Source organism: Pseudomonas sp. URMO17WK12:I6 (genome assembly GCF_003253625.1).
Classification (GTDB): domain Bacteria; phylum Pseudomonadota; class Gammaproteobacteria; order Pseudomonadales; family Pseudomonadaceae; genus Aquipseudomonas.
Genome location: NZ_QKYZ01000001.1, coordinates 301,998 through 324,773, shown reverse-complemented (window position 1 = coordinate 324,773; position 22,776 = coordinate 301,998). Strand labels below are relative to the sequence as shown.

At 60.2% G+C, this 22,776-nt stretch carries 22 protein-coding genes; 16 read left to right on the top strand and 6 right to left on the bottom strand.

What is annotated here, in order from left to right; genetic code table 11:
- The first annotated feature begins 24 nt into the window (after window positions 1-24).
- The 5 genes from F475_RS01550 to F475_RS01530 are packed head-to-tail and all read left to right on the top strand — an operon-like array spanning window position 25 to window position 4,009.
- Window positions 25-990 carry a sulfonate ABC transporter substrate-binding protein gene (locus tag F475_RS01550; RefSeq protein WP_064621026.1) on the top strand — a complete coding sequence of 322 codons (966 nt, stop codon included), beginning with the start codon at window positions 25-27 and terminating at the stop codon, window positions 988-990.
- 25 nt (window positions 991-1,015) lie between these two features.
- The gene (gene ssuD, locus F475_RS01545; protein ID WP_111453011.1) at window positions 1,016-2,164 is read left to right on the top strand and encodes an FMNH2-dependent alkanesulfonate monooxygenase; all 1,149 of its coding nucleotides are present in this window, start codon (window positions 1,016-1,018) and stop codon (window positions 2,162-2,164) included.
- A gap of 9 nt (window positions 2,165-2,173) precedes the next feature.
- Complete coding sequence (gene ssuC, locus F475_RS01540) at window positions 2,174-2,956, top strand: aliphatic sulfonate ABC transporter permease SsuC (protein WP_018928627.1); 783 nt, start codon at window positions 2,174-2,176, stop codon at window positions 2,954-2,956.
- Window positions 2,953-3,759 carry an aliphatic sulfonates ABC transporter ATP-binding protein gene (ssuB, locus tag F475_RS01535; RefSeq protein WP_111453010.1) on the top strand — a complete coding sequence of 269 codons (807 nt, stop codon included), beginning with the start codon at window positions 2,953-2,955 and terminating at the stop codon, window positions 3,757-3,759. The genes ssuC and ssuB overlap by 4 nt, the downstream gene beginning before the upstream one ends.
- A gap of 34 nt (window positions 3,760-3,793) precedes the next feature.
- The gene (locus tag F475_RS01530) at window positions 3,794-4,009 is read left to right on the top strand and encodes a molybdopterin-binding protein (protein ID WP_003229256.1); all 216 of its coding nucleotides are present in this window, start codon (window positions 3,794-3,796) and stop codon (window positions 4,007-4,009) included.
- Between the two features lie 95 nt (window positions 4,010-4,104).
- Here the strand turns inward: F475_RS01530 and F475_RS01525 are convergent, their stop codons facing one another.
- Both F475_RS01525 and F475_RS01520 read right to left on the bottom strand, forming a co-directional pair.
- Entirely contained in the window at window positions 4,105-4,740 is a 636-nt protein-coding gene (locus tag F475_RS01525) for a TetR/AcrR family transcriptional regulator (protein ID WP_018928629.1), read from the bottom strand.
- Window positions 4,741-4,945: 205 nt separating this feature from the next.
- Complete coding sequence (locus tag F475_RS01520; RefSeq protein WP_018928630.1) at window positions 4,946-6,322, bottom strand: glutamine synthetase family protein; 1,377 nt, start codon at window positions 6,320-6,322, stop codon at window positions 4,946-4,948.
- Window positions 6,323-6,600: 278 nt separating this feature from the next.
- Here F475_RS01520 and F475_RS01515 point away from each other — a divergent pair, with 278 nt between their 5' ends.
- The 8 genes from F475_RS01515 to F475_RS01480 all read left to right on the top strand — a co-directional run bounded on the left by F475_RS01515 (window position 6,601) and on the right by F475_RS01480 (window position 15,832).
- Window positions 6,601-7,377 (top strand): gamma-glutamyl-gamma-aminobutyrate hydrolase family protein, encoded by a 777-nt coding sequence (locus F475_RS01515; protein ID WP_064621023.1) that lies wholly within the window; start codon window positions 6,601-6,603, stop codon window positions 7,375-7,377.
- Window positions 7,378-7,415: 38 nt separating this feature from the next.
- Entirely contained in the window at window positions 7,416-8,774 is a 1,359-nt protein-coding gene (locus tag F475_RS01510; RefSeq protein WP_018928632.1) for a glutamine synthetase family protein, read from the top strand.
- A gap of 72 nt (window positions 8,775-8,846) precedes the next feature.
- Entirely contained in the window at window positions 8,847-10,211 is a 1,365-nt protein-coding gene (locus F475_RS01505) for an aspartate aminotransferase family protein (protein WP_018928633.1), read from the top strand.
- 182 nt (window positions 10,212-10,393) lie between these two features.
- A complete protein-coding gene (locus tag F475_RS01500; protein WP_018928634.1) occupies window positions 10,394-11,488 on the top strand; it encodes a polyamine ABC transporter substrate-binding protein in 1,095 nt (364 codons plus the stop codon).
- A gap of 238 nt (window positions 11,489-11,726) precedes the next feature.
- The gene (locus tag F475_RS01495; RefSeq protein ID WP_086944379.1) at window positions 11,727-12,824 is read left to right on the top strand and encodes a polyamine ABC transporter substrate-binding protein; all 1,098 of its coding nucleotides are present in this window, start codon (window positions 11,727-11,729) and stop codon (window positions 12,822-12,824) included.
- A 61-nt stretch (window positions 12,825-12,885) separates the two neighbouring features.
- Complete coding sequence (locus tag F475_RS01490; protein WP_018928636.1) at window positions 12,886-14,028, top strand: ABC transporter ATP-binding protein; 1,143 nt, start codon at window positions 12,886-12,888, stop codon at window positions 14,026-14,028.
- Entirely contained in the window at window positions 14,025-14,945 is a 921-nt protein-coding gene (locus F475_RS01485) for an ABC transporter permease subunit (RefSeq protein WP_018928637.1), read from the top strand. The genes F475_RS01490 and F475_RS01485 overlap by 4 nt, the downstream gene beginning before the upstream one ends.
- Window positions 14,942-15,832: an ABC transporter permease subunit gene (locus F475_RS01480; protein WP_018928638.1), complete on the top strand. Its 891-nt coding sequence runs from the start codon at window positions 14,942-14,944 to the stop codon at window positions 15,830-15,832. The genes F475_RS01485 and F475_RS01480 overlap by 4 nt, the downstream gene beginning before the upstream one ends.
- A gap of 139 nt (window positions 15,833-15,971) precedes the next feature.
- Here F475_RS01480 and F475_RS01475 read toward each other — a convergent pair whose 3' ends face one another.
- Together F475_RS01475 and F475_RS01470 are read right to left on the bottom strand one after the other, a co-directional pair.
- Entirely contained in the window at window positions 15,972-18,374 is a 2,403-nt protein-coding gene (locus F475_RS01475; RefSeq protein WP_111453009.1) for a penicillin acylase family protein, read from the bottom strand.
- 102 nt (window positions 18,375-18,476) lie between these two features.
- A complete protein-coding gene (locus F475_RS01470; protein WP_111453008.1) occupies window positions 18,477-19,055 on the bottom strand; it encodes a DUF6436 domain-containing protein in 579 nt (192 codons plus the stop codon).
- A gap of 97 nt (window positions 19,056-19,152) precedes the next feature.
- Between F475_RS01470 and F475_RS01465 the strand changes: the two genes are divergently transcribed.
- A complete protein-coding gene (locus F475_RS01465; protein WP_111453007.1) occupies window positions 19,153-20,100 on the top strand; it encodes an alpha/beta hydrolase in 948 nt (315 codons plus the stop codon).
- Between the two features lie 42 nt (window positions 20,101-20,142).
- Here F475_RS01465 and F475_RS01460 read toward each other — a convergent pair whose 3' ends face one another.
- On the bottom strand, window positions 20,143-20,895 hold the full coding sequence (locus tag F475_RS01460; protein ID WP_018928642.1) for a DUF2059 domain-containing protein: 753 nt from the start codon (window positions 20,893-20,895) through the stop codon (window positions 20,143-20,145).
- 133 nt (window positions 20,896-21,028) lie between these two features.
- On the opposite strand from F475_RS01460, the gene F475_RS01455 reads away from it, so the two are divergent.
- Window positions 21,029-21,661 (top strand): 2OG-Fe(II) oxygenase, encoded by a 633-nt coding sequence (locus tag F475_RS01455; RefSeq protein WP_018928643.1) that lies wholly within the window; start codon window positions 21,029-21,031, stop codon window positions 21,659-21,661.
- Window positions 21,662-21,663: 2 nt separating this feature from the next.
- A complete protein-coding gene (locus tag F475_RS01450; RefSeq protein WP_018928644.1) occupies window positions 21,664-22,149 on the top strand; it encodes a DUF523 domain-containing protein in 486 nt (161 codons plus the stop codon).
- Between the two features lie 29 nt (window positions 22,150-22,178).
- Here F475_RS01450 and F475_RS01445 read toward each other — a convergent pair whose 3' ends face one another.
- Window positions 22,179-22,763: a transporter substrate-binding domain-containing protein gene (locus F475_RS01445; RefSeq protein ID WP_064621014.1), complete on the bottom strand. Its 585-nt coding sequence runs from the start codon at window positions 22,761-22,763 to the stop codon at window positions 22,179-22,181.
- Window positions 22,764-22,776: the final 13 nt, after the last annotated feature.

Here is a 22,776-nt window from a genome sequence, read left to right as displayed (position 1 = left end):
CCCAACTGCAAAAAGGAGAGCGCCATGCGCCCTGTCATTTTGCGTCGTGGTCTGGTCGCTCTGTTTGCTGCGGCTGTGTCCTTCGGCGTCATTACTCAAGCCCAAGCCGAGACTTTGCGAATCGGCTATCAGAAATACGGCACCCTGGTGCTGCTCAAAGCCAAAGGCACTCTGGAAAAACGCCTCGCCGCCCAAGGTGTGGACGTGCAATGGACGGAGTTCCCCGGCGGCCCGCAACTGCTTGAAGGCCTGAACGTCGGCTCCATCGACTTCGGCGTCACCGGCGAAACGCCTCCGGTTTTCGCTCAGGCCGCGGGCGCCGATCTGCTCTACGTCGCTTATGAACCGCCAGCGCCCCACAGCGAAGCGATCCTGGTGCCGAAGGGCTCGCCGATCAAATCGGTGCAGGAACTCAAGGGCAAGAAAGTCGTGCTCAACAAAGGCTCGAACGTGCACTACCTGCTGGTGCGTGCGCTGGAAGACGCCGGCCTCAAATACACCGATATCCAGACCGTGTTCCTGCCGCCCGCCGATGCCCGCGCCGCATTCGAGCGCGGCAGTGTCGATGCCTGGGTGATCTGGGACCCGTACCAGGCTGCCGCCGAACAGCAATTGCAAGCGCGCACCTTGCGCGATGGCAAAGGCATCGTCGACAACCACCAGTTCTACCTGGCGACCAAGCCTTACGCGCAAAAAAATCCTGACGTGATCAAGGCCCTGGTGGAAGAAGTGCGCGCGGTCGGTGAATGGTCCCGGGCCAATCCCGAGGACGTCACCCGACAGGTTTCGCCACTGCTCGGCCTGCCGGCGGACATCACCCTGACTTCGGTGAAACGCCAGGGTTACGGCGCGCTGTTCCTGACCCCTGAGGTGGTCGCCGCCCAACAGAAAATCGCCGACAGCTTCTACCAGCTCAAGCTGATTCCCAAGCCCTTGAGTATCAAGGACGTGATCTGGACGCCACCGGCAGCCGTCGCCAAAGCGCCGTAATCCGATTCCCCAAGGAGACCACTCCATGAGCCTCAATATCTTCTGGTTCCTGCCTACCCACGGCGACGGCCATTACCTTGGTACCGCCGAAGGCGCTCGCGCCGTCGACCACGGTTACTTGCAACAAGTCGCGCAAGCGGCGGATCGTCTGGGTTTCGGCGGGGTGCTGATTCCCACCGGTCGCTCCTGCGAAGATTCGTGGCTGATGGCTGCCTCGCTGATCCCGGTGACCCAGCGTTTGAAGTTCCTCGTCGCCCTGCGCCCCGGGATCATTTCCCCGACAGTGGCGGCGCGTCAGGCCGCGACCCTGGATCGTCTGTCCGGCGGCCGTGCGCTGTTCAACCTGGTCACCGGTGGCGATCCGGAAGAACTGGCCGGCGACGGTCTGTTCCTCAGTCACGAAGAGCGCTATCAGGCCTCGGTGGAATTCACCCGCATCTGGCGCCGGGTACTGGAAGGCGAAACCGTCGATTACGACGGTCAGCACATCAGCGTGAAGGGCGCCAAGTTGCTCTATCCGCCGATCCAGCAACCGCGTCCGCCGCTGTATTTCGGCGGCTCGTCGGAAGCGGCGCAGGATCTGGCGGCGGAGCAGGTCGAAATGGTCCTGACCTGGGGTGAGCCACCGGCCGCCGTTGCCGAGAAAATCGCACAGGTTCGCGCCAAAGCCGCGAAGCTCGGGCGCACCGTGCGCTTCGGTATTCGCCTGCATGTGATCGTTCGCGAAACCAACGCCGAGGCGTGGCAAGCGGCGGATCGACTGATCTCTCATCTGGACGATGACACCATTGCCCGCGCCCAGGCTTCTCTGGCGCGTTTCGATTCGGTCGGCCAGCAACGCATGGCCGCTTTGCATGGCGGCAGTCGCGACAACCTGGAAGTCAGTCCCAACCTCTGGGCCGGTGTCGGTCTGGTGCGCGGCGGGGCCGGTACGGCGCTGGTCGGCGATGGTCCGACCGTGGCCGCTCGGGTGAAGGAATACGCCGATCTGGGCATCGATACGTTCATCTTCTCCGGTTATCCACACCTGGAAGAATCCTATCGGGTGGCCGAGTTGCTGTTCCCGCACTTGGACATCGAGCGCCCGGAACTGCCGAAAAGCGCCGGTTACGTCAGCCCGTTCGGCGAGATGGTGGCCAACGACATTCTTCCCAAAGCCGCGTCCCAGAGCTGAGGCGTGGCCATGAAGAAAACTATCCACAGCCTCGCACCCTGGGTGTTGCCGATTCTGTTGCTGGCGGTATGGCAGTTGTCGGTGTCGGCGGGCTGGTTGTCGACGCGGATTCTGCCGGCACCGATCGCGGTGATCGAAGCCGGTGTGAGCCTGTTCCGCAGCGGTGAAATCTGGACTCACCTGGCTATCAGCGGCTGGCGCGCGGCACTCGGGTTCGCCATCGGCGGCGGCATTGGCCTGGCGCTGGGCTTTATCACCGGCCTGTCGAAGTGGGGCGAGCGCCTGCTCGACAGTTCGGTGCAGATGATCCGCAACGTACCGCACCTGGCGCTGATTCCGCTGGTGATCCTGTGGTTCGGCATCGATGAGTCGGCGAAGATTTTCCTGGTGGCGTTGGGCACGTTGTTCCCGATCTACCTCAACACTTATCACGGCATCCGCAACGTCGATCCGGCGCTGGTGGAAATGTCCCGCAGTTATGGCCTGTCCGGTTTCAGCCTGTTCCGTCAGGTGATCCTGCCGGGTGCGCTGCCTTCGATTCTGGTCGGCGTGCGTTTTGCCCTGGGCTTCATGTGGCTGACCCTGATCGTCGCCGAAACCATCTCTGCCAACGCCGGCATCGGTTACCTGGCAATGAATGCCCGGGAGTTCTTGCAGACCGACGTAGTGGTGCTGGCGATTCTTTTGTATGCCGTGCTCGGCAAACTCGCTGATCTCGCGGCCCGTGGACTTGAACGCGTGTGGCTGCGCTGGCATCCGGCCTATCAGGTTGCCAAGGGAGGTGCCGCATGACGGCTCAACAACCTCCACGCCTGCTGCGCGGAATCCCGCTGGCAGTGCGCAAGCTGCAAAAGACCTTCGGTTCGCGGCAAGTGCTGCGTGAAATCGACCTGCACATTCCTGCCGGGCAGTTTGTGGCGGTGGTCGGGCGCAGCGGTTGCGGCAAAAGCACCTTGCTGCGCTTGCTCGCCGGTCTCGACAAACCTACGGCTGGCGAGTTGTTTGCTGGCTCCGCGCCGCTGAGTGCCGCCCGGGAAGACACCCGGCTGATGTTCCAGGAAGCGCGGTTGCTGCCGTGGAAGAAGGTCATCGACAACGTCGGTCTCGGGCTCAAGGGCAACTGGCGGCCGCAAGCACTGGACGCGTTGGAGTCGGTCGGCCTGGCGGACCGCGCCCACGAATGGCCGGCGGCACTGTCCGGTGGCCAGAAGCAACGAGTGGCCCTGGCCCGCGCGCTGATCCATCAACCGCGCCTGCTGTTGCTCGACGAACCGCTGGGGGCACTGGATGCCCTGACCCGTATTGAAATGCAGCAACTGATTGAACGGCTCTGGCAGAAACACGGTTTCACCGTGTTGCTGGTAACCCACGACGTCAGTGAGGCGGTGGCGATTGCCGATCGGGTGATTCTGATTGAAGAGGGCGAAGTCGGCCTCGACCTGGCAGTGGAGTTGCCGCGCCCTCGGATTCGCGGCTCCCATCGGCTGGCGGCGCTGGAAACCGAAGTGCTCAACCGCGTGCTGTCGGTACCCGGCCAACCGCCGGAACCGGAACCTGTTTCACCATTGCCCACGCAATTGCGCTGGGCTCAATAACGTAAAAACTCATCCAACGACAGGAATCAACATCATGACTATCAAAGCCATCAACGTTCGTAACCAGTTCAAAGGCTCGATCAAGGAAATCGTGCTCGGCGACGTCCTCTCGGAAATCGACGTGCAGACTGCCTCCGGCATCGTCACTTCGGTGATTACCACTCGTTCGGTGAAAGAGCTGGAACTGGTGGTCGGCAGCGAAGTGATCGCGTTTGTGAAATCCACCGAGGTGTCGATCGCCAAGTTGTAAGTGCGTGCGCCAACAACAACCCCGGAGGGTGTGAGCCCTTCGGGGTTTTTTATGCGTGCAGTGGTAGTGGTGGTGTATTCGAAGGCTGCGATCTTTTAAAGCGCTACGCGCTTGGGCAGGTACGGCGGCAAATACAGCCCGAGGTAGGCATCAAACACCCGCATCCCTTCTTCAGCCATGCGCGGCGTGATCTGCCCATGTTGCTGCACCGAGCGCGCATACACTCGATCTCCCAGCTCCATGGCCAGGGCAAACACATCGACGTCTGTCGGCAGCCTTGGCAGCTCGAAGTGATGGTCGAACAGTTTGTGCATCAGGTCGCCGAGTTCGATGTCGTGCTGGCGGTCAGCCTGGGTGACTTCGGTCAGGCCGTGCTGGGCGAGGATGAGTTGGCGGGCAGCGGCGTCTTCGTCGTAGATGTCGAGCATGCGTTGCTCCACCAGTCGCGACAGATCGCGCCAGCCGTTGAGGGCGTGGTGGTCGATGGGCGCTTGCAGGCAAGCACGGAACGCGGCGTGGACGTCGGCGGTCAGGGCTTCGAGCAGGGCCGGGACGCTGGCGAAAAAGTGGTAGACGGAGGAGGGCGGGATCTCTGCGCGTTCAGCGACGCTGTAGATCGACAGACTGGCCACGCCCTCGGCGGCCAGCAGCGTGCGGGCGGCATCGAGTATCGAATCGATCCGGGCCTGGCTGCGTGCGCGGGGTTTGCGTGGGGTGGCGAGTCGGGTCATTGAAGTCTCCTGCAGGGCAGCGGGCATTGTACGAGCAGGTTTCTTTGTTGTCTGCCAGGACGCTTTCGCGGGCAAGCCTCGCTCCTACAGGGGCGCCGATCGACATGGGCTTGTAGGAGCGAGGCTTGCCCGCGAACCGCCGCAGGCGGCCATAAAAAAACGCCGCAGGCGGTAAGGCCGGCGGCGTTGTATTTACAGCAACCGTTTACACGGTATGCAGGTACCAGTTGTACTCGAGGTCGGAGATGGAGTGTTCGAACTCCTCCAGCTCGCTCTCTTTACAGGCGACGAAGATATCGATGTATTTCGGATCGATGTACTTGGCCATGACTTCGCTGTCGTCCAGCTCGCGCAGTGCATCGCGCAGGTTGTTCGGCAGGCTTTGCTCGTTCTGCTCGTAGCTGTTGCCTTCCACGGGCGCGCCCGGCTCGATCTTGTTGACCAGGCCGTGGTGCACGCCGGCCAGGACCGAGGCCATCAGCAGGTACGGGTTGGCATCGGCGCCAGCCACACGGTGTTCAATGCGCACGGCATCGGAGGAGCCGGTTGGTACGCGAATCGCCACGGTGCGGTTGTCCAGGCCCCAGCACGGCGAGTTCGGCACGTAGAACTGCGCGCCGAAACGACGGTAGGAGTTGACGTTCGGGCAGAGGAAAGCCATCTGCGCCGGCAGGGTCTCGAGCACACCGCCGATCGCGTGACGCAGTGCGGCGTTCTGCTCGGGATCCTCGCTGGCAAAAATGTTTTTGCCATCTTTATCAAGAATCGAGATGTGGACGTGCAGACCATTACCCGCCTGGCCTGGATAAGGCTTGGCCATGAAGGTGGTGTCCATCTCATGGTCGTAGGCGATGTTTTTGATCAGGCGCTTGAGCAGCACCGCGTAGTCGCAGGCCTTTATAGGGTCGGCCACGTGGTGCAGGTTCACTTCGAACTGCGCCGGGGCGCTTTCCTTGACGATCGCGTCGGCAGGGATGCCTTGCTCTTTCGCACCTTCCAGAATGTCCTGGAGGCAGTCGACATATTCATCCAGATCGTCGATCAGGTAGACCTGGGTCGAGTGCGGACGTTTGCCGGAGATCGGCGAGCGCGGCGGTTGCGGGCGACCGTTCACGTTTTCCTGGTCGATCAGGTAGAACTCCAGTTCGAACGCGGCGCAGATGGTCAGGCCCATCTCATCGAACTTGGTCACCACTTGACGCAGGACTTCGCGCGGGTCGGCGAAGAAAGGTTCACCTTCGAGTTCGTGCATGGTCATCAGCAGTTGCGCAGTCGGGCGCTTCTGCCAGGGCTCATTGCACAGGGTGTCGGGGATTGGATAGCAGATTCGGTCAGCATCGCCGATGTCCAGGCCCAGGCCGGTGCTTTCCACCGTCGAGCCATTGATATCCAGAGCAAATAGAGAGGCCGGCAGGTTGATGCCTTTCTCGTAAACCTTGTGGAGGCTGGTGCGTTCGATGCGCTTGCCGCGCACCACACCATTCATATCCGCAATCAGAAGGTCAACGTACAGAACCTCAGGATGTTCCTTAAGGAACGCGTTCGCTTCGTTAAGCTGAACGGCACGCGGGGGTACCGACATGATGCAACACCTTTGTTGTTAAAAATATCAATCATTGATCTTTTCAGATTCCAGTCAACCCGAACGGCATGCCGAAGTCAAGCGAGGCCTTTTTTGCCCTAAAAAAGCGCTCGAAAGGCTTTTTTGAGGCACTTTGGGGCGTATTTTTGTCTTCTGACGTCTTGGCGCCCGCGGGCTTGAGCGGGCCGTGTTGTATTTTTTACGGGGGTGTTGTGTAAAAAAATGAACAAGGCTAAGCTCGATTCAAACCCATAACAGCAATAATACCGGGGTGCTTCATGTCTCGCCTGCCGTTAATCGGCGTCACCGCCTGCTCAAAGCAGATCGGTCTGCATGCTTATCACATCAGTGGCGACAAATACGTACGCGCCGTGGCTTCAGCTGCCAAAGGCCTGCCGTTGATTCTTCCATCCCTGGCAGATCGACTGGCGCCGTCCGATATTCTGGACGCTCTGGACGGCATTCTTTTTACAGGCTCTCCTTCTAATATAGAACCGTTTCACTACAACGGCCCGGCCAGCGCGCCGGGTACTGCTCATGATTCTGCACGCGATGCTACCACTCTCCCGCTGATCCGCGCCGCTGTCGAAGCTGGCGTTCCCGTGCTCGGTATCTGCCGCGGCTTCCAGGAAATGAATGTGGCGTTCGGTGGCAGCCTGCATCAGAAGGTCCACGAGGCCGGTCCCTTCATGGACCACCGTGAAGACGACAGCCTGCCGCTCGAAGGGCAGTACGCCCCCAGTCACCCGGTACACGTCCAGCCGGGTGGTGTACTTGCGGGGCTGGGCCTGGCGAGCGACATTCAAGTCAACTCGATTCATGGTCAGGGCGTCGAGCGGCTGGCGCCGGGCCTTCGTGTGGAAGCTGTGGCGCCCGATGGGCTGATCGAAGCGGTCTCTGTGATCGAAGGCAAGGCTTTTGCTTTAGGCGTGCAATGGCATCCCGAATGGCAGGTAAGCTTGAATCCTGACTACCTTGCGATTTTCCAGGCATTTGGCGATGCCTGCCGCAAGCGCGCATTACAACGCGACGCCGATGCGTCAAACAACGCCTGACTTATAAAAGTCAGGAAACTCAAGCCTAAGAGGCATTTATGAGTAACAACCTCGACCAGCTCACCGATTGGTTGAAAGACCACAAGATCACAGAAGTCGAATGCATGATTGGCGACCTGACCGGCATCACCCGGGGCAAGATCTCGCCGACCAATAAGTTCATCGCCGAAAAAGGCATGCGCCTGCCCGAAAGCGTTCTGTTACAGACCGTGACCGGCGACTATGTCGAAGACGACATCTATTACGAACTGCTCGACCCGGCCGACATCGACATGGTCTGCCGCCCCGACCAGAACGCCGTGTTCCTGGTGCCCTGGGCCATCGAACCCACCGCCATCGTGATCCACGACACCTACGACAAGCAGGGCAACCCGATCGAGCTGTCGCCGCGCAACGTGCTCAAGAAGGTACTGAAACTCTACGCCGACCACGGCTGGCAGCCGATCGTGGCGCCGGAAATGGAGTTCTACCTCACCAAGCGCAGCGATGACCCGGACTACCCGTTGCAACCGCCGATTGGCCGTTCCGGCCGTCCGGAAACCGGTCGCCAGTCGTTCTCCATTGAAGCGGCGAACGAATTCGACCCGTTGTTCGAAGACGTCTACGACTGGTGCGAATTGCAGGAGCTGGACCTCGACACGTTGATCCACGAGGACGGCACTGCGCAGATGGAAATCAACTTCCGTCACGGCGATGCCCTGTCCCTGGCCGACCAGATTCTGGTGTTCAAACGCACCATGCGAGAAGCCGCACTCAAGCACAACGTGGCGGCGACCTTCATGGCCAAGCCCATGACTGGCGAGCCGGGCAGTGCCATGCATTTGCACCAGAGCATCATCGACATCGAGACCGGCAAAAACGTCTTCTCCAATGAAGACGGGACCATGAGCCAGCTGTTCCTCCATCACATCGGCGGTTTGCAGAAATTCATCCCTGAGTTGCTGCCGCTGTTCGCGCCCAACGTCAATTCGTTCCGCCGCTTCCTGCCGGATACCTCGGCACCGGTGAACGTGGAGTGGGGCGAAGAGAACCGCACCGTGGGCCTGCGGGTTCCGGATGCCGGGCCGCAGAACCGTCGGGTGGAAAACCGTCTGCCGGGTGCCGACGCCAACCCTTACCTGGCCATCGCCGCCAGCCTGTTGTGCGGCCTGATCGGGATGCTCGAAGGGCATAACCCGAGTGCCCCGGTGGTGGGGCGTGGTTACGAGCGGCGCAATCTGCGCCTGCCGTTAACCATCGAAGACGCGCTGGATCGTATGGAAAACAGCAAGACCATCGAAAAGTATCTGGGCAAGAAATTCATCACAGGCTACGTCGCGGTCAAGCGGGCCGAGCATGAAAACTTCAAGCGCGTGATCAGTTCGTGGGAGCGGGAGTTCCTGCTCTTCGCCGTCTGATGCGCCGGGCGCGACAAGGGGCGTGATTGCCCTCTGACGTCGCGCCGTCACTGCAATCCAAGGAGAATTCGCATGACCAGCAACAACCCGCAAACCCGTGCATGGCAAACCCTGAGCAATGATCACCACCTGGCCCCGTTCAGCGACTTCAAGCAGCTGAAAGAGAAAGGCCCGCGGATCATCACCAATGCCAAGGGTGTTTACCTCTGGGACAGCGAAGGCAACAAGATCCTCGACGGCATGGCTGGTCTGTGGTGCGTCGCGATCGGCTATGGTCGCGATGAACTGGCCGATGCCGCCGCCAAGCAAATGCGCGAACTGCCTTATTACAACCTGTTCTTCCAGACCGCTCACCCGCCGGTGCTGGAGCTGGCCAAGGTCATCGCTGAAATCGCGCCTGAAGGCATGAATCATGTGTTCTTCACCGGTTCCGGTTCTGAAGGCAACGACACCATGCTGCGGATGGTTCGCCACTACTGGGCGATCAAGGGCCAGCCGAAGAAGAAAGTCATCATCAGTCGCAAGAACGGCTATCACGGCTCCACCGTGGCCGGCGCGAGCCTGGGTGGCATGACGTACATGCACGAACAGGGCGATTTGCCGATCCCGGGCATCGTCCACATCGCCCAACCGTATTGGTTCGGTGAAGGCGGTGACATGACGCCACAAGAGTTCGGTATCTGGGCGGCCAATCAGCTGGAAGAGAAGATTCTGGAAATCGGCGTCGACAACGTCGGTGCCTTTATTGCCGAGCCGATCCAGGGCGCCGGCGGCGTGATCATTCCGCCAGACAGCTACTGGCCGCGCATCAAGGAAATCCTCGCCAAGTACGACATCCTGTTCGTGGCCGACGAGGTGATCTGCGGTTTCGGTCGTACCGGTGAGTGGTTCGGTACCGATTTCTACGACCTCAAGCCCCACATGATGACCATCGCCAAAGGTCTGACGTCCGGCTACATCCCGATGGGTGGCCTGATCGTGCATGACGATGTGGTCGAGGTGCTCAACGAAGGTGGTGATTTCAACCACGGTTTCACCTATTCCGGGCACCCGGTGGCCGCGGCGGTGGCGCTGGAAAACATCCGCATCTTGCGCGATGAGAAAATTGTCGAGCATGTGCGAGCAGAGACGGCACCTTATTTGCAGAAGCGTCTACGGGAACTGAACGATCACCCGTTGGTGGGGGAAGTGCGTGGGGTCGGTCTGTTGGGGGCTATCGAGCTGGTTCAGGACAAGGCCACTCGCAAGCGTTACGAAGGCAAGGGCGTCGGCATGATCTGCCGGCAGTTCTGCTTCGACAACGGCCTGATCATGCGCGCCGTTGGCGACACCATGATCATTGCTCCGCCACTGGTGATTACACCGGCTGAAATCGACGAGTTGGTGACCAAGGCGCGCAAGTGCCTGGACCTGACCCTGAGTGCGTTGCAGGGCTAAGTGCTAGGCTCTGAGCGAGGTGCAATGTCTGCACTTCGCTCAGTGCAAACAAAGGATGGGGCTTTCCTTGAAAGCCTGCCTTGGATCTTGCCAGACTAACGGTTGTTCGGATGCCCTGTAACAGGCTGCTGAGCACGTGGTTAAAAAGAAAAACTGGAGCATTACCCATGAAGGCATTAGGTATGAAGATAACTGGCAAGACCCTCCTCGCCATGTCCCTGATGGGCGTGATGGCGGGCGCCGTTCAGGCCGACGATAAAGTGCTGCACGTGTACAACTGGTCCGATTACATCGCACCGGACACCATCGCGAACTTCGAAAAAGAGTCCGGGATCAAGGTGGTGTACGACGTATTCGACAGCAACGAAACCCTGGAAGCCAAGTTGCTGGCAGGCAAGTCCGGTTACGACGTTGTCGTACCGTCGAACAACTTCCTCGCCAAGCAAATCAAGGCCGGTGTTTACCGGGAGCTGGACAAGTCCAAGCTGTCCAACTACGGCAACCTGAACAAATCACTTCTTAAAGCGGTTTCCGTCAGTGACCCGGACAACAAACATGCCTTCCCTTACATGTGGGGCTCGATCGGGATCGGTTACAACCCTGAGAAAGTCAAGGCAGCACTGGGCGTCGACACGATCGATTCCTGGGACACCCTGCTCAAGCCTGAAAACATTGCCAAGCTCAAGGGCTGCGGTGTGAGCTTCCTGGATTCGCCGACCGAAATGCTGCCGGTCGCCCTGCATTACCTGGGTCTGCCAACCGACAGCCAGAAGAAAGAAGACATCAAGAAAGCCGAGGAGCTGTTCCTCAAGATTCGTCCTTCGATCACCTACTTCCACTCCTCGAAGTACATCTCGGACCTGGCCAACGGCAACATCTGCGTAGCCGTCGGCTATTCGGGTGACGTCCAGCAAGCCAAGTCCCGTGCTGCCGAAGCCGGTGACAAGGTGAAAGTCAGCTACGCCATTCCAAAAGAAGGCGCTGGCAGCTTCTACGACATGGTCGCAATCCCCAAGGATGCGGAAAACGTCGAGGGGGCCTACAAGTTCATGAACTACCTGCTGCAACCGAAAGTAATGGCTGACATCACCAACGCTGTGCGTTTCCCTAACGGTAATGCTGAAGCCACCCAGTATGTGAGCAAGGACATCACTTCGGATCCGGGCATCTATCCGACTCCTGAAGTACAGGCCAAGCTGTATGCGATCGCTGATTTGCCAGCCGCCACCCAGCGTGAACTGACCCGCAGCTGGACCAAGATCAAATCCGGTAAATAAGTAATAAACCCTGTAGCAGCTGCCGAAGGCTGCGTTGAGGTCCGAAGGACCTCCGCTTTTCGACAGCACAACTGCTTCGCAGTTGAACGCAGCCTGCGGCCGCTGCTACAGGATCTTCATAAAGTTTGCTGGAACGGTTTTTCGAGGGTAAGTTGCGCGCCGGTTTTGTTGTCAGGCAGCCATGGCTGTCATGTAGCGCGGGGCAACTTGGGCCCAACTAATTTTAGAGGACCTCCACTTGCCTGTTTTTTCTTTGTTGCGCAATGCCCTGCTGGTCGGCGCCGGGCTGACGCTTGCCGTCAGTGCCCAGGCCACCGGCACGGTGCATATTTATAACTGGTCGGACTACATCGGTGAGACCACCCTGGCCGACTTTCAGAAAGACGCCGGTATCAAGCCGATTTACGACGTATTCGATTCCAACGAAACCCTGGAAGGCAAATTGCTGGCCGGGCGTACCGGTTACGACGTGGTCGTGCCGTCCAACCATTTCCTTGGCAAGCAGATCAAGGCCGGCGCTTTCCAGAAGCTCGACAAGTCTAAGCTAGGCAACTATTCCAACCTCGACCCGGTGTTGCTCAAGCGCCTGGAGCAGAACGATCCGGGTAACCAATATGCCGTGCCATATCTGTGGGGCACCAACGGCATCGGTTACAACGTCGACAAGATCAAGGCTGTGCTGGGGCTCGACAAGATCGACTCCTGGGATGTGGTGTTCGAGCCGCAAAACATCAAGAAGCTGCACAGCTGCGGCGTCGCGTTCCTCGACTCCGCCGATGAAATGATGCCCACGGTCCTCAATTACATGGGCCTGAACGCCAATAGCACCAACCCCGAAGACTACAAAAAGGCCGAGGCTAAATTGCTGGCGGTGCGGCCTTATGTGACGTACTTCCACTCATCCAAATACATCGCGGACCTGGCCAACGGCGATATCTGCGTTGCAATCGGTTTTTCCGGCGATATGTTCCAGGCCAAGGCCCGCGCGGCTGAAGCCGGTAAAGGCATAAACATCGCCTACTCGATTCCAAAAGAGGGTGGCGCGCTCTGGTTTGACATGCTGGCGATCCCCAAGGATGCGGCCAACGTCAAGGAAGCCCACGCCTTCATCAACTATTTGCTCAAGCCTGAGGTGATCGCCAAGGTCAGCGATACCGTGGGCTACGCCAACCCAAACCCTGGGTCGGACAAACTGATGGAACAATCCATACGCACCGACGCGTCGGTTTATCCGCCGCAAGCGGTCCTCGACAAGATGTACGTGTCCATCGAGTTACCGCCGAACATTCAACGTTTGATGACGCGCAGCTGGACCAAGGTCAAGTCGGGCAAATAGCGTCAAACTATCCAGGTTCGCCCCATTGAGCGAACTGCAAATTCTGTTGGGAGTTTCGTAAATGGCAGTTGCCTCCGGCGCCTATAAGAAAGCCCTCGAGGGCGACCAATCACCTAAACAGGTGTTGGTCAAAATCGACCGGGTCACCAAAAAGTTCGACGAGACGATTGCCGTGGACGACGTGTCCCTGGAAATCAAGAAAGGCGAAATCTTCGCCTTGCTCGGCGGCTCGGGTTCGGGCAAATCCACCTTGCTGCGGATGCTGGCAGGTTTCGAACGGCCCACGGAGGGGCGCATTTTCCTCGATGGCGTAGACATCACTGACATGCCGCCGTACGAGCGGCCGATCAACATGATGTTCCAGTCCTATGCGTTGTTCCCGCACATGACCGTGGCGCAGAACATCGCCTTCGGCCTCAAGCAGGACAAGATCCCGACGGCCGAGGTCGATGCCCGCGTGGCCGAGATGCTCAAGCTGGTGCAGATGAGCGAGTACGCCAAGCGCAAACCGCATCAGCTGTCCGGTGGTCAGCGTCAGCGCGTGGCCCTGGCGCGTTCGTTGGCCAAGCGGCCGAAGCTGTTGTTGCTCGACGAACCGATGGGCGCGCTGGACAAGAAGCTGCGTTCGCAAATGCAGCTGGAACTGGTCGAGATCATCGAGCGCGTCGGCGTAACCTGCGTCATGGTGACCCACGACCAGGAAGAGGCCATGACCATGGCCGAGCGCATTGCGATCATGCACCTGGGCTGGATCGCCCAGATCGGCAGCCCGATCGACATCTACGAAACCCCGACCAGCCGACTGGTCTGCGAATTCATCGGCAACGTCAACATCTTCGAAGGTGAAGTGGTGGACGACGCCGAGGGCCATGCACTGATCACCTGCAAGGATCTGGACCGCAACATTTACGTGGGTCACGGCATCAGCACCTCGGTGCAGGACAAGTCCGTTACCTATGCGATCCGTCCGGAAAAACTGCTGGTGACGGCCGAAATGCCGACCTGCGAACACAACTGGTCCAGCGGCAAGGTGCACGACATCGCCTACCTCGGCGGCCATTCGGTGTTCTACGTCGAACTGCCGAGCGGCAAGCTGGTGCAGTCCTTCGTCGCCAACGCCGAGCGCCGTGGCCAGCGCCCGACCTGGGGTGACCAGGTTTACGTGTGGTGGGAAGACGACAGCGGCGTGGTACTTCGCTCATGAACATGCGCAAACTCAAACGCCGGCTCAATCGAATACTTCCCGGTGGCCGTCAGCTGGTCATCGGGGTTCCGTTCATCTGGCTGTTCATGTTCTTCATGCTGCCGTTCTTCATCGTCCTGAAGATCAGCTTCGCTGAAGCCGACGTGGCCATTCCGCCGTACACCGAGATCTACACCTTCGTTGACCAGAAACTGCAGGTGCTGCTCAACCTGGCCAACTACGCGATGCTGGGCGATGACGAGTTGTACATCGCCGCTTACCTAGGCTCGCTGAAGATGGCGCTGTTCAGCACCATCCTCTGTCTGCTGATCGGCTACCCGATGGCCTATGGCATTGCCACCGCCCGCAAAGAGCTGCAAACGGTGCTGGTGCTGCTGATCATGATGCCGACCTGGACCGCGATCCTGATCCGCGTGTACGCGTGGATGGGCATCCTCAGCAACAACGGGCTGCTCAATGGTTTTCTGATGAGCATGGGCTGGATCGACGAGCCGTTGCAGATCCTCAATACCAACCTGGCGGTTTATATCGGGGTTGTTTACTCCTATCTGCCGTTCATGATCCTGCCGCTCTACGCCAACCTGGTGAAACACGATCACAGCCTGCTGGAAGCCGCATCGGACCTCGGTTCGAGCAACTTCAACAGCTTCTGGAAGATCACCGTGCCGCTGTCGAAAAACGGCATTATCGCCGGCTGCATGCTGGTGTTCATCCCGGTGGTGGGGGAGTTCGTGATCCCGGAACTGCTCGGTGGTCCGGAAACCCTGATGATCGGTAAAGTGCTCTGGCAAGAGTTCTTCAACAACCGCGACTGGCCGGTGGCGTCTGCCCTGGCGGTGGTGATGCTGGCAATCCTGATTGTGCCGATCATCCTGTTCAACCGCAGTCAGGCCAAGGAAATGGAGGGTAAAGAATGAAGCGCTTCCGTTTCTCGAACCTGATGCTGGTGCTGGGTCTGCTGTTCATCTACGCACCGATGCTGATCCTGGTGATCTACTCGTTCAACGCCTCGAAACTGGTAACGGTGTGGGGCGGCTGGTCGGTGAAGTGGTACGTCGGCCTGCTCGACAACACGCAACTGATGGGCTCAGTGGTGCGCTCGCTGGAAATCGCTTGCTACACGGCGATAGCGGCGGTGGCATTGGGGACGCTGGCGGCGTTCGTGCTGACCCGCATCACCCGCTTCAAGGGCCGCACACTGTTTGGCGGCCTGGTGACGGCGCCGCTGGTGATGCCGGAAGTGATCACCGGTCTGTCGCTGTTGCTGCTGTTCGTGGCCATGGCGCAGATGATCGGCTGGCCGCAGGAGCGCGGCATCGTCACCATCTGGATCGCTCACACCACATTCTGTGCAGCCTATGTGGCGGTGGTGGTGTCGGCGCGCTTGCGTGAATTGGATTTGTCCATCGAAGAAGCCGCCATGGACCTCGGTGCGCGGCCATGGAAAGTGTTCTTCCTGATCACCATCCCGATGATCGCGCCGTCACTGGCGGCCGGCGGCATGATGTCGTTTGCCTTGTCGCTGGATGATTTGGTGTTGGCGAGCTTTGTGTCCGGGCCAGGCTCCACGACCCTGCCGATGGAAGTGTTCTCGGCGGTGCGTCTGGGCGTGAAGCCTGAGATCAACGCCGTGGCCAGCCTGATTCTGCTGGCGGTGTCGCTGGTGACCTTCCTGGTCTGGTTCTTCAGCCGTCGCGCCGAAGAAAGCCGCAAACGTGCGATCCAGCAAGCCATCGAGGAAGCCGCTGCCGACTCCTGGAAACAACCGGACGTACGTCGGGCGCAGGCACCGGAAGCGGCTTAAAACTGCTGCCGATCAAAAGATCGCAACCTGCGGCAGCTCCAGTGGAATGTGAATCCCGTAAGAGCTGCCGCAGGCTGCGATCTTTTGACTTTATGGCCCAGAATTTTGCGGCGAAGGCGTCAGCCCGGCCAGAAAAAACCTACCGCGCCGGCAACAGCTTCAAGGTGCTGCGGGTATTGGCCATCACTTCTTCCTCATTGAAATTCGCCTGGTAATAAACCCCTTCGATATACGCCTCGGCCTGGTCGGCATAGTGGCTGTCGAACGGCACGCCGCTCTGGCCCACCGGGTTGATGGTCAGGCTATGGGCCGGGTCGGCGAAGTCGATCAGCCGCCGGGTCGACGGGCCGTAGGTCACGGGCCACGGCGCCGGGCCGATCTTGGCCGAGAGGTTGTTCGGTACTTCGTGGGTGCCGGGTGCCGCGAATGGGCCAACGTTGAAAATCTGGTCCAGGGGCTTTTGCATCCCCAGCGGATGGCCGTGGGTCAGGGTGTGCGCCTTGCCCCACTGCCATTGCGCGGAATCGGCGCCAAGGGTGGCTTTGAGATGAGCCATGCTCGCTTGCCAGGCCACCTTGACCGTATCGGCGCGGGTTTCCTTGCCAGGGGTGTTGCGGTTGTCCCACCACGGCGAGTCGGCGGAGGCCGCCAGGCGCGGCAGCGCGGCATCGATCACCCGGGTCGGGAGCAGTGTTTCGAAGAAGTCATTGCCCAGTTCATCATGCATCGTCGCGTCGGCGAGGTTGAACAGAAACTGGTTGAACAGGGTGGCGCTGATGGAGTCCAGCGGGTAATCGCCGCTCCACTGCGCCAGTTGCTCCACCAGTTTGAGCTCGGCCGGATCGCTCACCACTTCACGCAACACCGGCAACAGCGGCGCCAGCAAACGCGGCCCGTAGGCGGTGGTGGTACCCAGTTGCAGCTTCTGGTTGGCCACGTTGTCCCACTTCACATTCTTGTCACTGAGCTGGCGATTGAGCTGCTGCCCGCGATCGGCGAGGTTGTAGTAGCCGGGAATTTCCATGCCGGTCGGCGACACCGGTTGGAAGTTGGCCGAGACGATGTAGCCCCGCGCCGGGTTCTCTTCCTGCGGGTTGGCACTGAACGGGTAAAAACCTTCCTTGTCCGCCTGAGGGGTGCTGCCGTCGAGGATGAAACCGGGCTTCACCCCGGCCGGACGCTTGGGCAGCAACGCCGAGGCCCACCAGCCGATGTCGCCCTTGGCGTTGGCGTAGACGATGTTCAACCCTGGAGCCTGAACCTTGGCGGCCGCGGCGCGGGCCTTGGCCAGGGTGTCGGCGCGATTGAGCTGGTAGAAGCCGTCAAGGATCGGATTCGGGGTTTCGAGGAACGCCCACCACATGGCAACCGGCGTCTTGCCGGCGGCAGTGCCAAGCGCATCGTTGACGATCGGGCCATGGGGCGACTGGCGCAGCGTCAATGTGACCGGTGACTGGCCTTTCACTGCGATCTGTTGTTCGGTGGTGACCATGTCCACCCACTTGCCGCGATACCAGACCTGGTTCGGGTTGTCCGGGTTGACCTTCTCGGCGATCAGGTCCAGATCGTCGTTCTGGAACATCGTCAGGCTCCAGCCGAAGTCCAGGTTGTGGCCGAGAAATGCAAACGGCACCAGCGCCTGATGGTAGCCATACAGCTCGAAGCCTGGCGCCGACAGGTGCGCCTCGTACCACACTGACGGCACCGAGAAGCGTATGTGCGGGTCACCGGCCAGCAGCGGCTTGCCGCTTTTGCTGCGGTTGCCGGAAATCACCCAGGCGTTGCTGCCTTCGAATTGCGGCAGGCCGTGGTCGGCCAGAGCCTGCTCACTCAGACGGGCAAGGGCGTTCAGGTCTTTCCAGTCACTGGCGGCGAGCGTCGGCGCAGGGCTGGCGTGACCTTTGACCAGCACGCCCTTGGGCTGCCAGTCGAGGTCGAAGATGTTCAGGTAATCGGCGCCCAGTTGATCACGCACGTAAGTCAGCAAGGGTTCGGTGCGAAACGCCGCGGCAAAGCTGTAGGCCATGTAGCCGGCGATGCTGATGCTGTCTTCGGCGGTGAAAGGGCGCTTGGGGATTCCCAGCACGTCGAACTCTACTGGCGCGGCGTGGCTGTCCTGATATTGATTGATGCCGTCCAGATAGGCTTGCAGGGCCTTCCACGCCGGCGACTGACGATCCAGCGCGGCCACGTAACTGTCAGCACGTTCGCGGATGCGCAGGCTGCGAAACAGTTTGTCGGTGTCGAGCAGTTTCGGGCCGAGGACTTCGGCCAGCTCACCACGGGCCAGGCGCCGCACGGCTTCCATCTGGAACAGTCGGTCCTGGGCCTGCACGTAGCCGAGGGCGCGGTAGAGGTCGGTTTCGTTTTCGGCGCGGATATGCGGCACGCCGCGCTCGTCGTAGCGCACGGTCACTGAACCTTGCAGATGCTGCAACGCCACCTGGCCCTGGCGCGTCGGTTGTTTGCTGTACACATACCAGCCGCCCCCGGCGGCGAGCGCGACGATCAGCAAGGCAAGTACGGTCAGGACGCGTTTCATGGTGACTCCTTGTTCTTTCGGGGTTGCCCCCGTGCGGGCTGCAAACGTGTAGCACAGACCTCCTGTGCCGGGCATCGCGGTCCTGGAAAAGTCAGGAATGCCTTACTTCGCCTTCGCAGGCCACGGGCAGTAGCAACCCACCGCCATCGTATGGGTGGCGTTCACCGTCCTGCCTGCGTTCAGCGCTTGCAGGATGGGCTCGATAAAACTGTTGCTCGAATTGCAGGTCAGGCCTTCGCTGTACGGGCCGAAATATGCCAGCTTGCCGTCGCGGTCCCATATCGCCACTGCCGGACTGGCGGGAATCTGTTCGGAGCCAGGCAGGACAGCGAGGGTTTTCAGGCGGCTCAAGGTGCCGGGCAACTGGCCGTGACTGCCGGGCTTTTGTACCGTATAGAACTCGACGCCCTGCGGTACATATTGCTCAACCAGTTCAGTCAGGTGTTGTTGGTTGCCGACATTGCATGGGCAGGCCGGGTCCCAGAAGTGCACCAGGCGAATGGCGCCGGGGCCGGCGAGTTCGTCGGGCAGGCGCAACGGGTCGCCGGAGAACACGGCGGTGTGCGAACTGAAGGCTCGCAGGTAGCGTCCCTGAAACCAGTTGTAAGCGGCCCACAGCGCACTGGCACACACAAGGGCGAGCAGGCTGGCAAGCAGTGTGGTGCGATAGGCCGGGCGCATGGGTTTCAATCCTCGAAGGTCGGCTAGCTTGCCATGCTTGCTGCGACAGATGAATATCGCAGGCCGATAAAGTCCGTTTAGCGCTCTGGAATAGCCCATGTCTGCCACTTTCGATCCCGATCATTTGCGTGCCAGCCTGCGGCCGTTGGCCGAGTGGCAGCCGCTGTCGACGGAGGCCATGGCCTATCAGCGTTTTTACGGTATGGATTTTCCACAGCGGACCCTGCGCCGTGGCTTGGGGCGTTTCGAGATCGATGGTTATGAAGTGGTCAGCCAGCTCTGGTGGCCCGAGCGGGCGAAGGCGACGCTGTTTCTATTTCACGGCTTCTACGATCACACCGGGCTCTACCGGCATGTGATCGAGTGGGCGCTGGACCAAGGGTTTGCGGTAATCGCCTGCGACCTGCCGGGGCATGGCTTGTCCAGTGGCGAACGGGCGAGTATCAAGGACTTCGCCGAGTACCAGAGCGCCCTGCAAGGCCTGCTGGCCGAGGCGCAGTCGTTGGGTCTTCCGCAGCCCTGGCACTTGTGCGGGCAAAGCACCGGCGGGGCGATTGTGATCGACCATGTACTCAATCAAGGTGCGAGCAGCCCGGCCCAGGGGCAAGTGATTCTGCTGTCGCCCTTGGTGCGACCGCGAGCCTGGGGTTGGTCGCGGCTCAGTTATTACCTGCTCAAGCCGTTTGTCAAAGGCATCGCCCGGCGCTTCAGCGAGAATTCCAACGACCCTGACTTCCTCGCGTTCCTGCAGGCCGATCCGCTGCAACCGCTGCGTCTGCCAACGGCCTGGGTCGGTGCGCTGGGACGGTGGATCAAGCGTATCGAAGCGGCACCGAGCAGCCCGCGGCGGCCGCTGATCGTGCAGGGGCAGGCGGACATGACCGTGGATTGGGAGCACAACCTTGAAGTGCTGCGAGGCAAGTTCGATCGGCCCCAGGTGTTGATGCTGCCTGAGGCGCGGCATCATCTGGCGAATGAGTCGCCGGGGTTGCGGCAGGAGTATTTCGGGTTTTTGACCAAGCGCATGAGTCGGGATCGGCGGTGACATTTCGATAGTCTTCGCGGGCCATTTCACGGACGCCAAAAATTACTGGGTCAGGCTCGACGTACTTTGCCCCACTGCCAACCCCGCCCGAATCGCCGCCAATGCCGCTTGGTAATAAGCCTTGCCTTCAGAGGACTCGGCAAAGGTCGAAAACTCTTCCAGTTCGTCATCCGACAGGTCGCGATAGACATACAGCAGCGTGTTGTTCAGGTCGGCGCCGATCTGCTCCATCAGGCGCTGGCGCTGACCGTTCAACATGCCTTGAGCCTGACCGTTGCCGAGCAGGCCGGGGATCATCGAACTCAGGCTGTCGGCCGCGACGCCTGCGATCGCCAGGCTGACTTCAGCGCCGGCCTCGCGGGCGGGCAGGGCCTGGGCCAGGTGGCCGATGATCAGTTGACGGGTATCGCTGGCTTGCATCTTCGGCAAGCCCTTGGCGTTTTTCGCCAATTGATCGCGACGGGTCGCCAGCAGTTCGGCGGCGACGATTTTCTTGCCCAGGGGCGATTGAAAGAAGGTCAGCGCAGGTTTCGGGTCGGCGAGCTTCTTGCGCAGTTGCGCTTCGGCGCGCTGGTCCATGGCCTTGGGGGCGAACCGCAGATTGCTGTTGTCGACCAGGGCCTGGAACACTGCCGGTGGCAAGCTGTTCTGATAGCGCTGCTGAGCGGCCGAGAGAGCATCGTTGAAATGCGCGCGTTGTTCTGGCCAACCGGCGACCTTGTACAACTGGTCGTGGCCGTCCGCCCAGGCGGGCAAAACGCAGAACATCAACAGTGAGAAAAGCAAGCGACGCATAGGGACTCCTGTCAGCAGGCGACTATTCTCCGTGCGGCATTCGTACTTGTCGAGAATTCGTATCAGGTTGAGTACCTTATCCGACCAATCCTCCGCTGCGTGGCTCTGTCGGATTTGCGGGCACAGGAATACTATGCGCGCCATGCACATACCCTCTGATCATCCACTGCTGTTACGTATCGTCGACGACCTGGCCGAACACGGCTGGTCGCAGCAGAATATTTTCCTGCCCCTGGACCTGACCCGGGCGCTGGCCGCCGAATGTCGTAAACGTGCCGCCGAGGGTGAGCTAGCCCCGGCCGCCGTGGGGCGCGGGGCGTTTTCGGAGATTCGCGAGGGCATTCGCGGCGACCATATCCAGTGGCTCGAACCCGGCCAGGCCGAGTCCTGCGACAGCTACCTGGGGTTGATGGACAGCCTGCGTGAGGCGATGAATCGTGGTTTGTTCCTGGGCCTGGAAGATTTCGAAAGCCATTTCGCCCTGTACCCGCCCGGCGCTTTCTACCTCAAGCATGTCGACCGTTTCCGTGACGACGACCGGCGCATGGTCTCGGCGGTGATCTACCTCAACGACGCCTGGCTGCCCGAGCATGGGGGTCAGTTGCGCATGTACCTGGACGAAGGCGTCGAACACGATGTGGTGCCCACCGGCGGATGCCTGGTGGTGTTCCTGTCGGGCGACGTGCCCCACGAAGTCCTGCCCGCGACCCGAGAACGCCTGTCCTTGACGGGCTGGTTCCGCCGTCGTGGCAACGAGCCGTTCTGATCATGCAAAAGATTCTGGTAAGCCGCTGTTTGCTCGGTCACCGCGTCCGTTACGACGGCGGGGCCAGCGGGCCGTTCGATCTGTTGGAACAGTGGATTGCCGAGGGCCGGGTGGTGCCGTTGTGTCCGGAAGTCGCCGGCGGGTTGCCGACACCCAGGGCTGCGGCGGAAATTCCCGGCGGGCAGGGCGGTGAAGTGCTTGATGGCCTTGCATCGGTCATCACCACCGAGGGCGAGGACGTCAGTGCCGAGTTTCTATCGGGGGCTTCTCAGGCGCTGGAGCTGGTGCAACAGCACGGCATCCGGATTGCCGTGCTCAAGGCCAACAGCCCGTCTTGCGGGAATCTGCTGACCTATGACGGGACGTTCAGTGGAGTGAAGGTCAGCGGTGAGGGCGTGACCGCCGCGCTGCTCAAGCGCCATGGTGTGCAAGTCTTCAGCGAGCTGGAGTTGCCGCAAGCGGCGCAGGCCCTGGCAACCCTGAAGTAACAGCCCGCAGGGTTACTCATTCGCCCGAATCAAGGTTTCGGCGCCACACCCGCATCTGCCCCAAACCACTTTTGCTCCAGCGCCTCCAGCCGGCCATCGGCCTTGATCCGCTGCATTGCATTCTCAAGGCTGGCATGAAACGCCGGATTACCCTTCTGAAACGGAATCGCCAGGCTCACAGGGGTGGCCTTCGGTTTTTGTTCCGTCAGCGACTGCACCAACAGGATTGATCGTGGTTGCTCTTCTTTCTGCGCGATCAATTGTGCGTTGGTGTGAATGTAAGGTTCGCTGAAGTCGAAACGATCCTTCAGGTCCGGGGTCAGTGCTATGTGATTGATGGCAACGTCGTATTTGCCGCTTTCGACGCCGGTCATCAGATCGTCGGAATCGGTGACGACGAAGTCGGCCCGTACATCCAGCTCATTGGCCAGCAGTTGACCCAACTCGACCTCGAACCCGGTCAGTTTGCCGTCATCCTTGAAATTGAAGGGCGGTGTATTAGCCTCAAGAGCAATGCGCAATTCGCCGCGGTCGTTTACATCGTCCATCAGTTCGGCATGAGCCAAAGGGCTCAAAAGGGGTAGCAGGCAGATCAGGCCAGGCAAAAAGCGCATGGTCACTCCTTTG

Excerpts from the sequence above, each read along its gene's own strand:
- F475_RS01460 (WP_018928642.1), bottom strand. The coding sequence starts at position 20,895 with ATGCGTCGCTTGCTTTTCTCACTGTTGATGTTCTGCGTTTTGCCCGCC.
- F475_RS01500 (WP_018928634.1), top strand. The coding sequence starts at position 10,394 with ATGAAGATAACTGGCAAGACCCTCCTCGCCATGTCCCTGATGGGCGTG.
- F475_RS01485 (WP_018928637.1), top strand. The coding sequence starts at position 14,025 with ATGAACATGCGCAAACTCAAACGCCGGCTCAATCGAATACTTCCCGGT.
- F475_RS01480 (WP_018928638.1), top strand. The coding sequence starts at position 14,942 with ATGAAGCGCTTCCGTTTCTCGAACCTGATGCTGGTGCTGGGTCTGCTG.
- F475_RS01515 (WP_064621023.1), top strand. The coding sequence starts at position 6,601 with ATGTCTCGCCTGCCGTTAATCGGCGTCACCGCCTGCTCAAAGCAGATC.
- F475_RS01465 (WP_111453007.1), top strand. The coding sequence starts at position 19,153 with ATGTCTGCCACTTTCGATCCCGATCATTTGCGTGCCAGCCTGCGGCCG.
- ssuD (WP_111453011.1), top strand. The coding sequence starts at position 1,016 with ATGAGCCTCAATATCTTCTGGTTCCTGCCTACCCACGGCGACGGCCAT.
- F475_RS01455 (WP_018928643.1), top strand. The coding sequence starts at position 21,029 with ATGCGCGCCATGCACATACCCTCTGATCATCCACTGCTGTTACGTATC.
- ssuB (WP_111453010.1), top strand. The coding sequence starts at position 2,953 with ATGACGGCTCAACAACCTCCACGCCTGCTGCGCGGAATCCCGCTGGCA.
- F475_RS01520 (WP_018928630.1), bottom strand. The coding sequence starts at position 6,322 with ATGTCGGTACCCCCGCGTGCCGTTCAGCTTAACGAAGCGAACGCGTTC.
- F475_RS01475 (WP_111453009.1), bottom strand. The coding sequence starts at position 18,374 with ATGAAACGCGTCCTGACCGTACTTGCCTTGCTGATCGTCGCGCTCGCC.
- F475_RS01450 (WP_018928644.1), top strand. The coding sequence starts at position 21,664 with ATGCAAAAGATTCTGGTAAGCCGCTGTTTGCTCGGTCACCGCGTCCGT.
- ssuC (WP_018928627.1), top strand. The coding sequence starts at position 2,174 with ATGAAGAAAACTATCCACAGCCTCGCACCCTGGGTGTTGCCGATTCTG.
- F475_RS01550 (WP_064621026.1), top strand. The coding sequence starts at position 25 with ATGCGCCCTGTCATTTTGCGTCGTGGTCTGGTCGCTCTGTTTGCTGCG.
- F475_RS01525 (WP_018928629.1), bottom strand. The coding sequence starts at position 4,740 with ATGACCCGACTCGCCACCCCACGCAAACCCCGCGCACGCAGCCAGGCC.
- F475_RS01445 (WP_064621014.1), bottom strand. The coding sequence starts at position 22,763 with ATGCGCTTTTTGCCTGGCCTGATCTGCCTGCTACCCCTTTTGAGCCCT.
- F475_RS01510 (WP_018928632.1), top strand. The coding sequence starts at position 7,416 with ATGAGTAACAACCTCGACCAGCTCACCGATTGGTTGAAAGACCACAAG.
- F475_RS01470 (WP_111453008.1), bottom strand. The coding sequence starts at position 19,055 with ATGCGCCCGGCCTATCGCACCACACTGCTTGCCAGCCTGCTCGCCCTT.
- F475_RS01530 (WP_003229256.1), top strand. The coding sequence starts at position 3,794 with ATGACTATCAAAGCCATCAACGTTCGTAACCAGTTCAAAGGCTCGATC.
- F475_RS01505 (WP_018928633.1), top strand. The coding sequence starts at position 8,847 with ATGACCAGCAACAACCCGCAAACCCGTGCATGGCAAACCCTGAGCAAT.
- F475_RS01490 (WP_018928636.1), top strand. The coding sequence starts at position 12,886 with ATGGCAGTTGCCTCCGGCGCCTATAAGAAAGCCCTCGAGGGCGACCAA.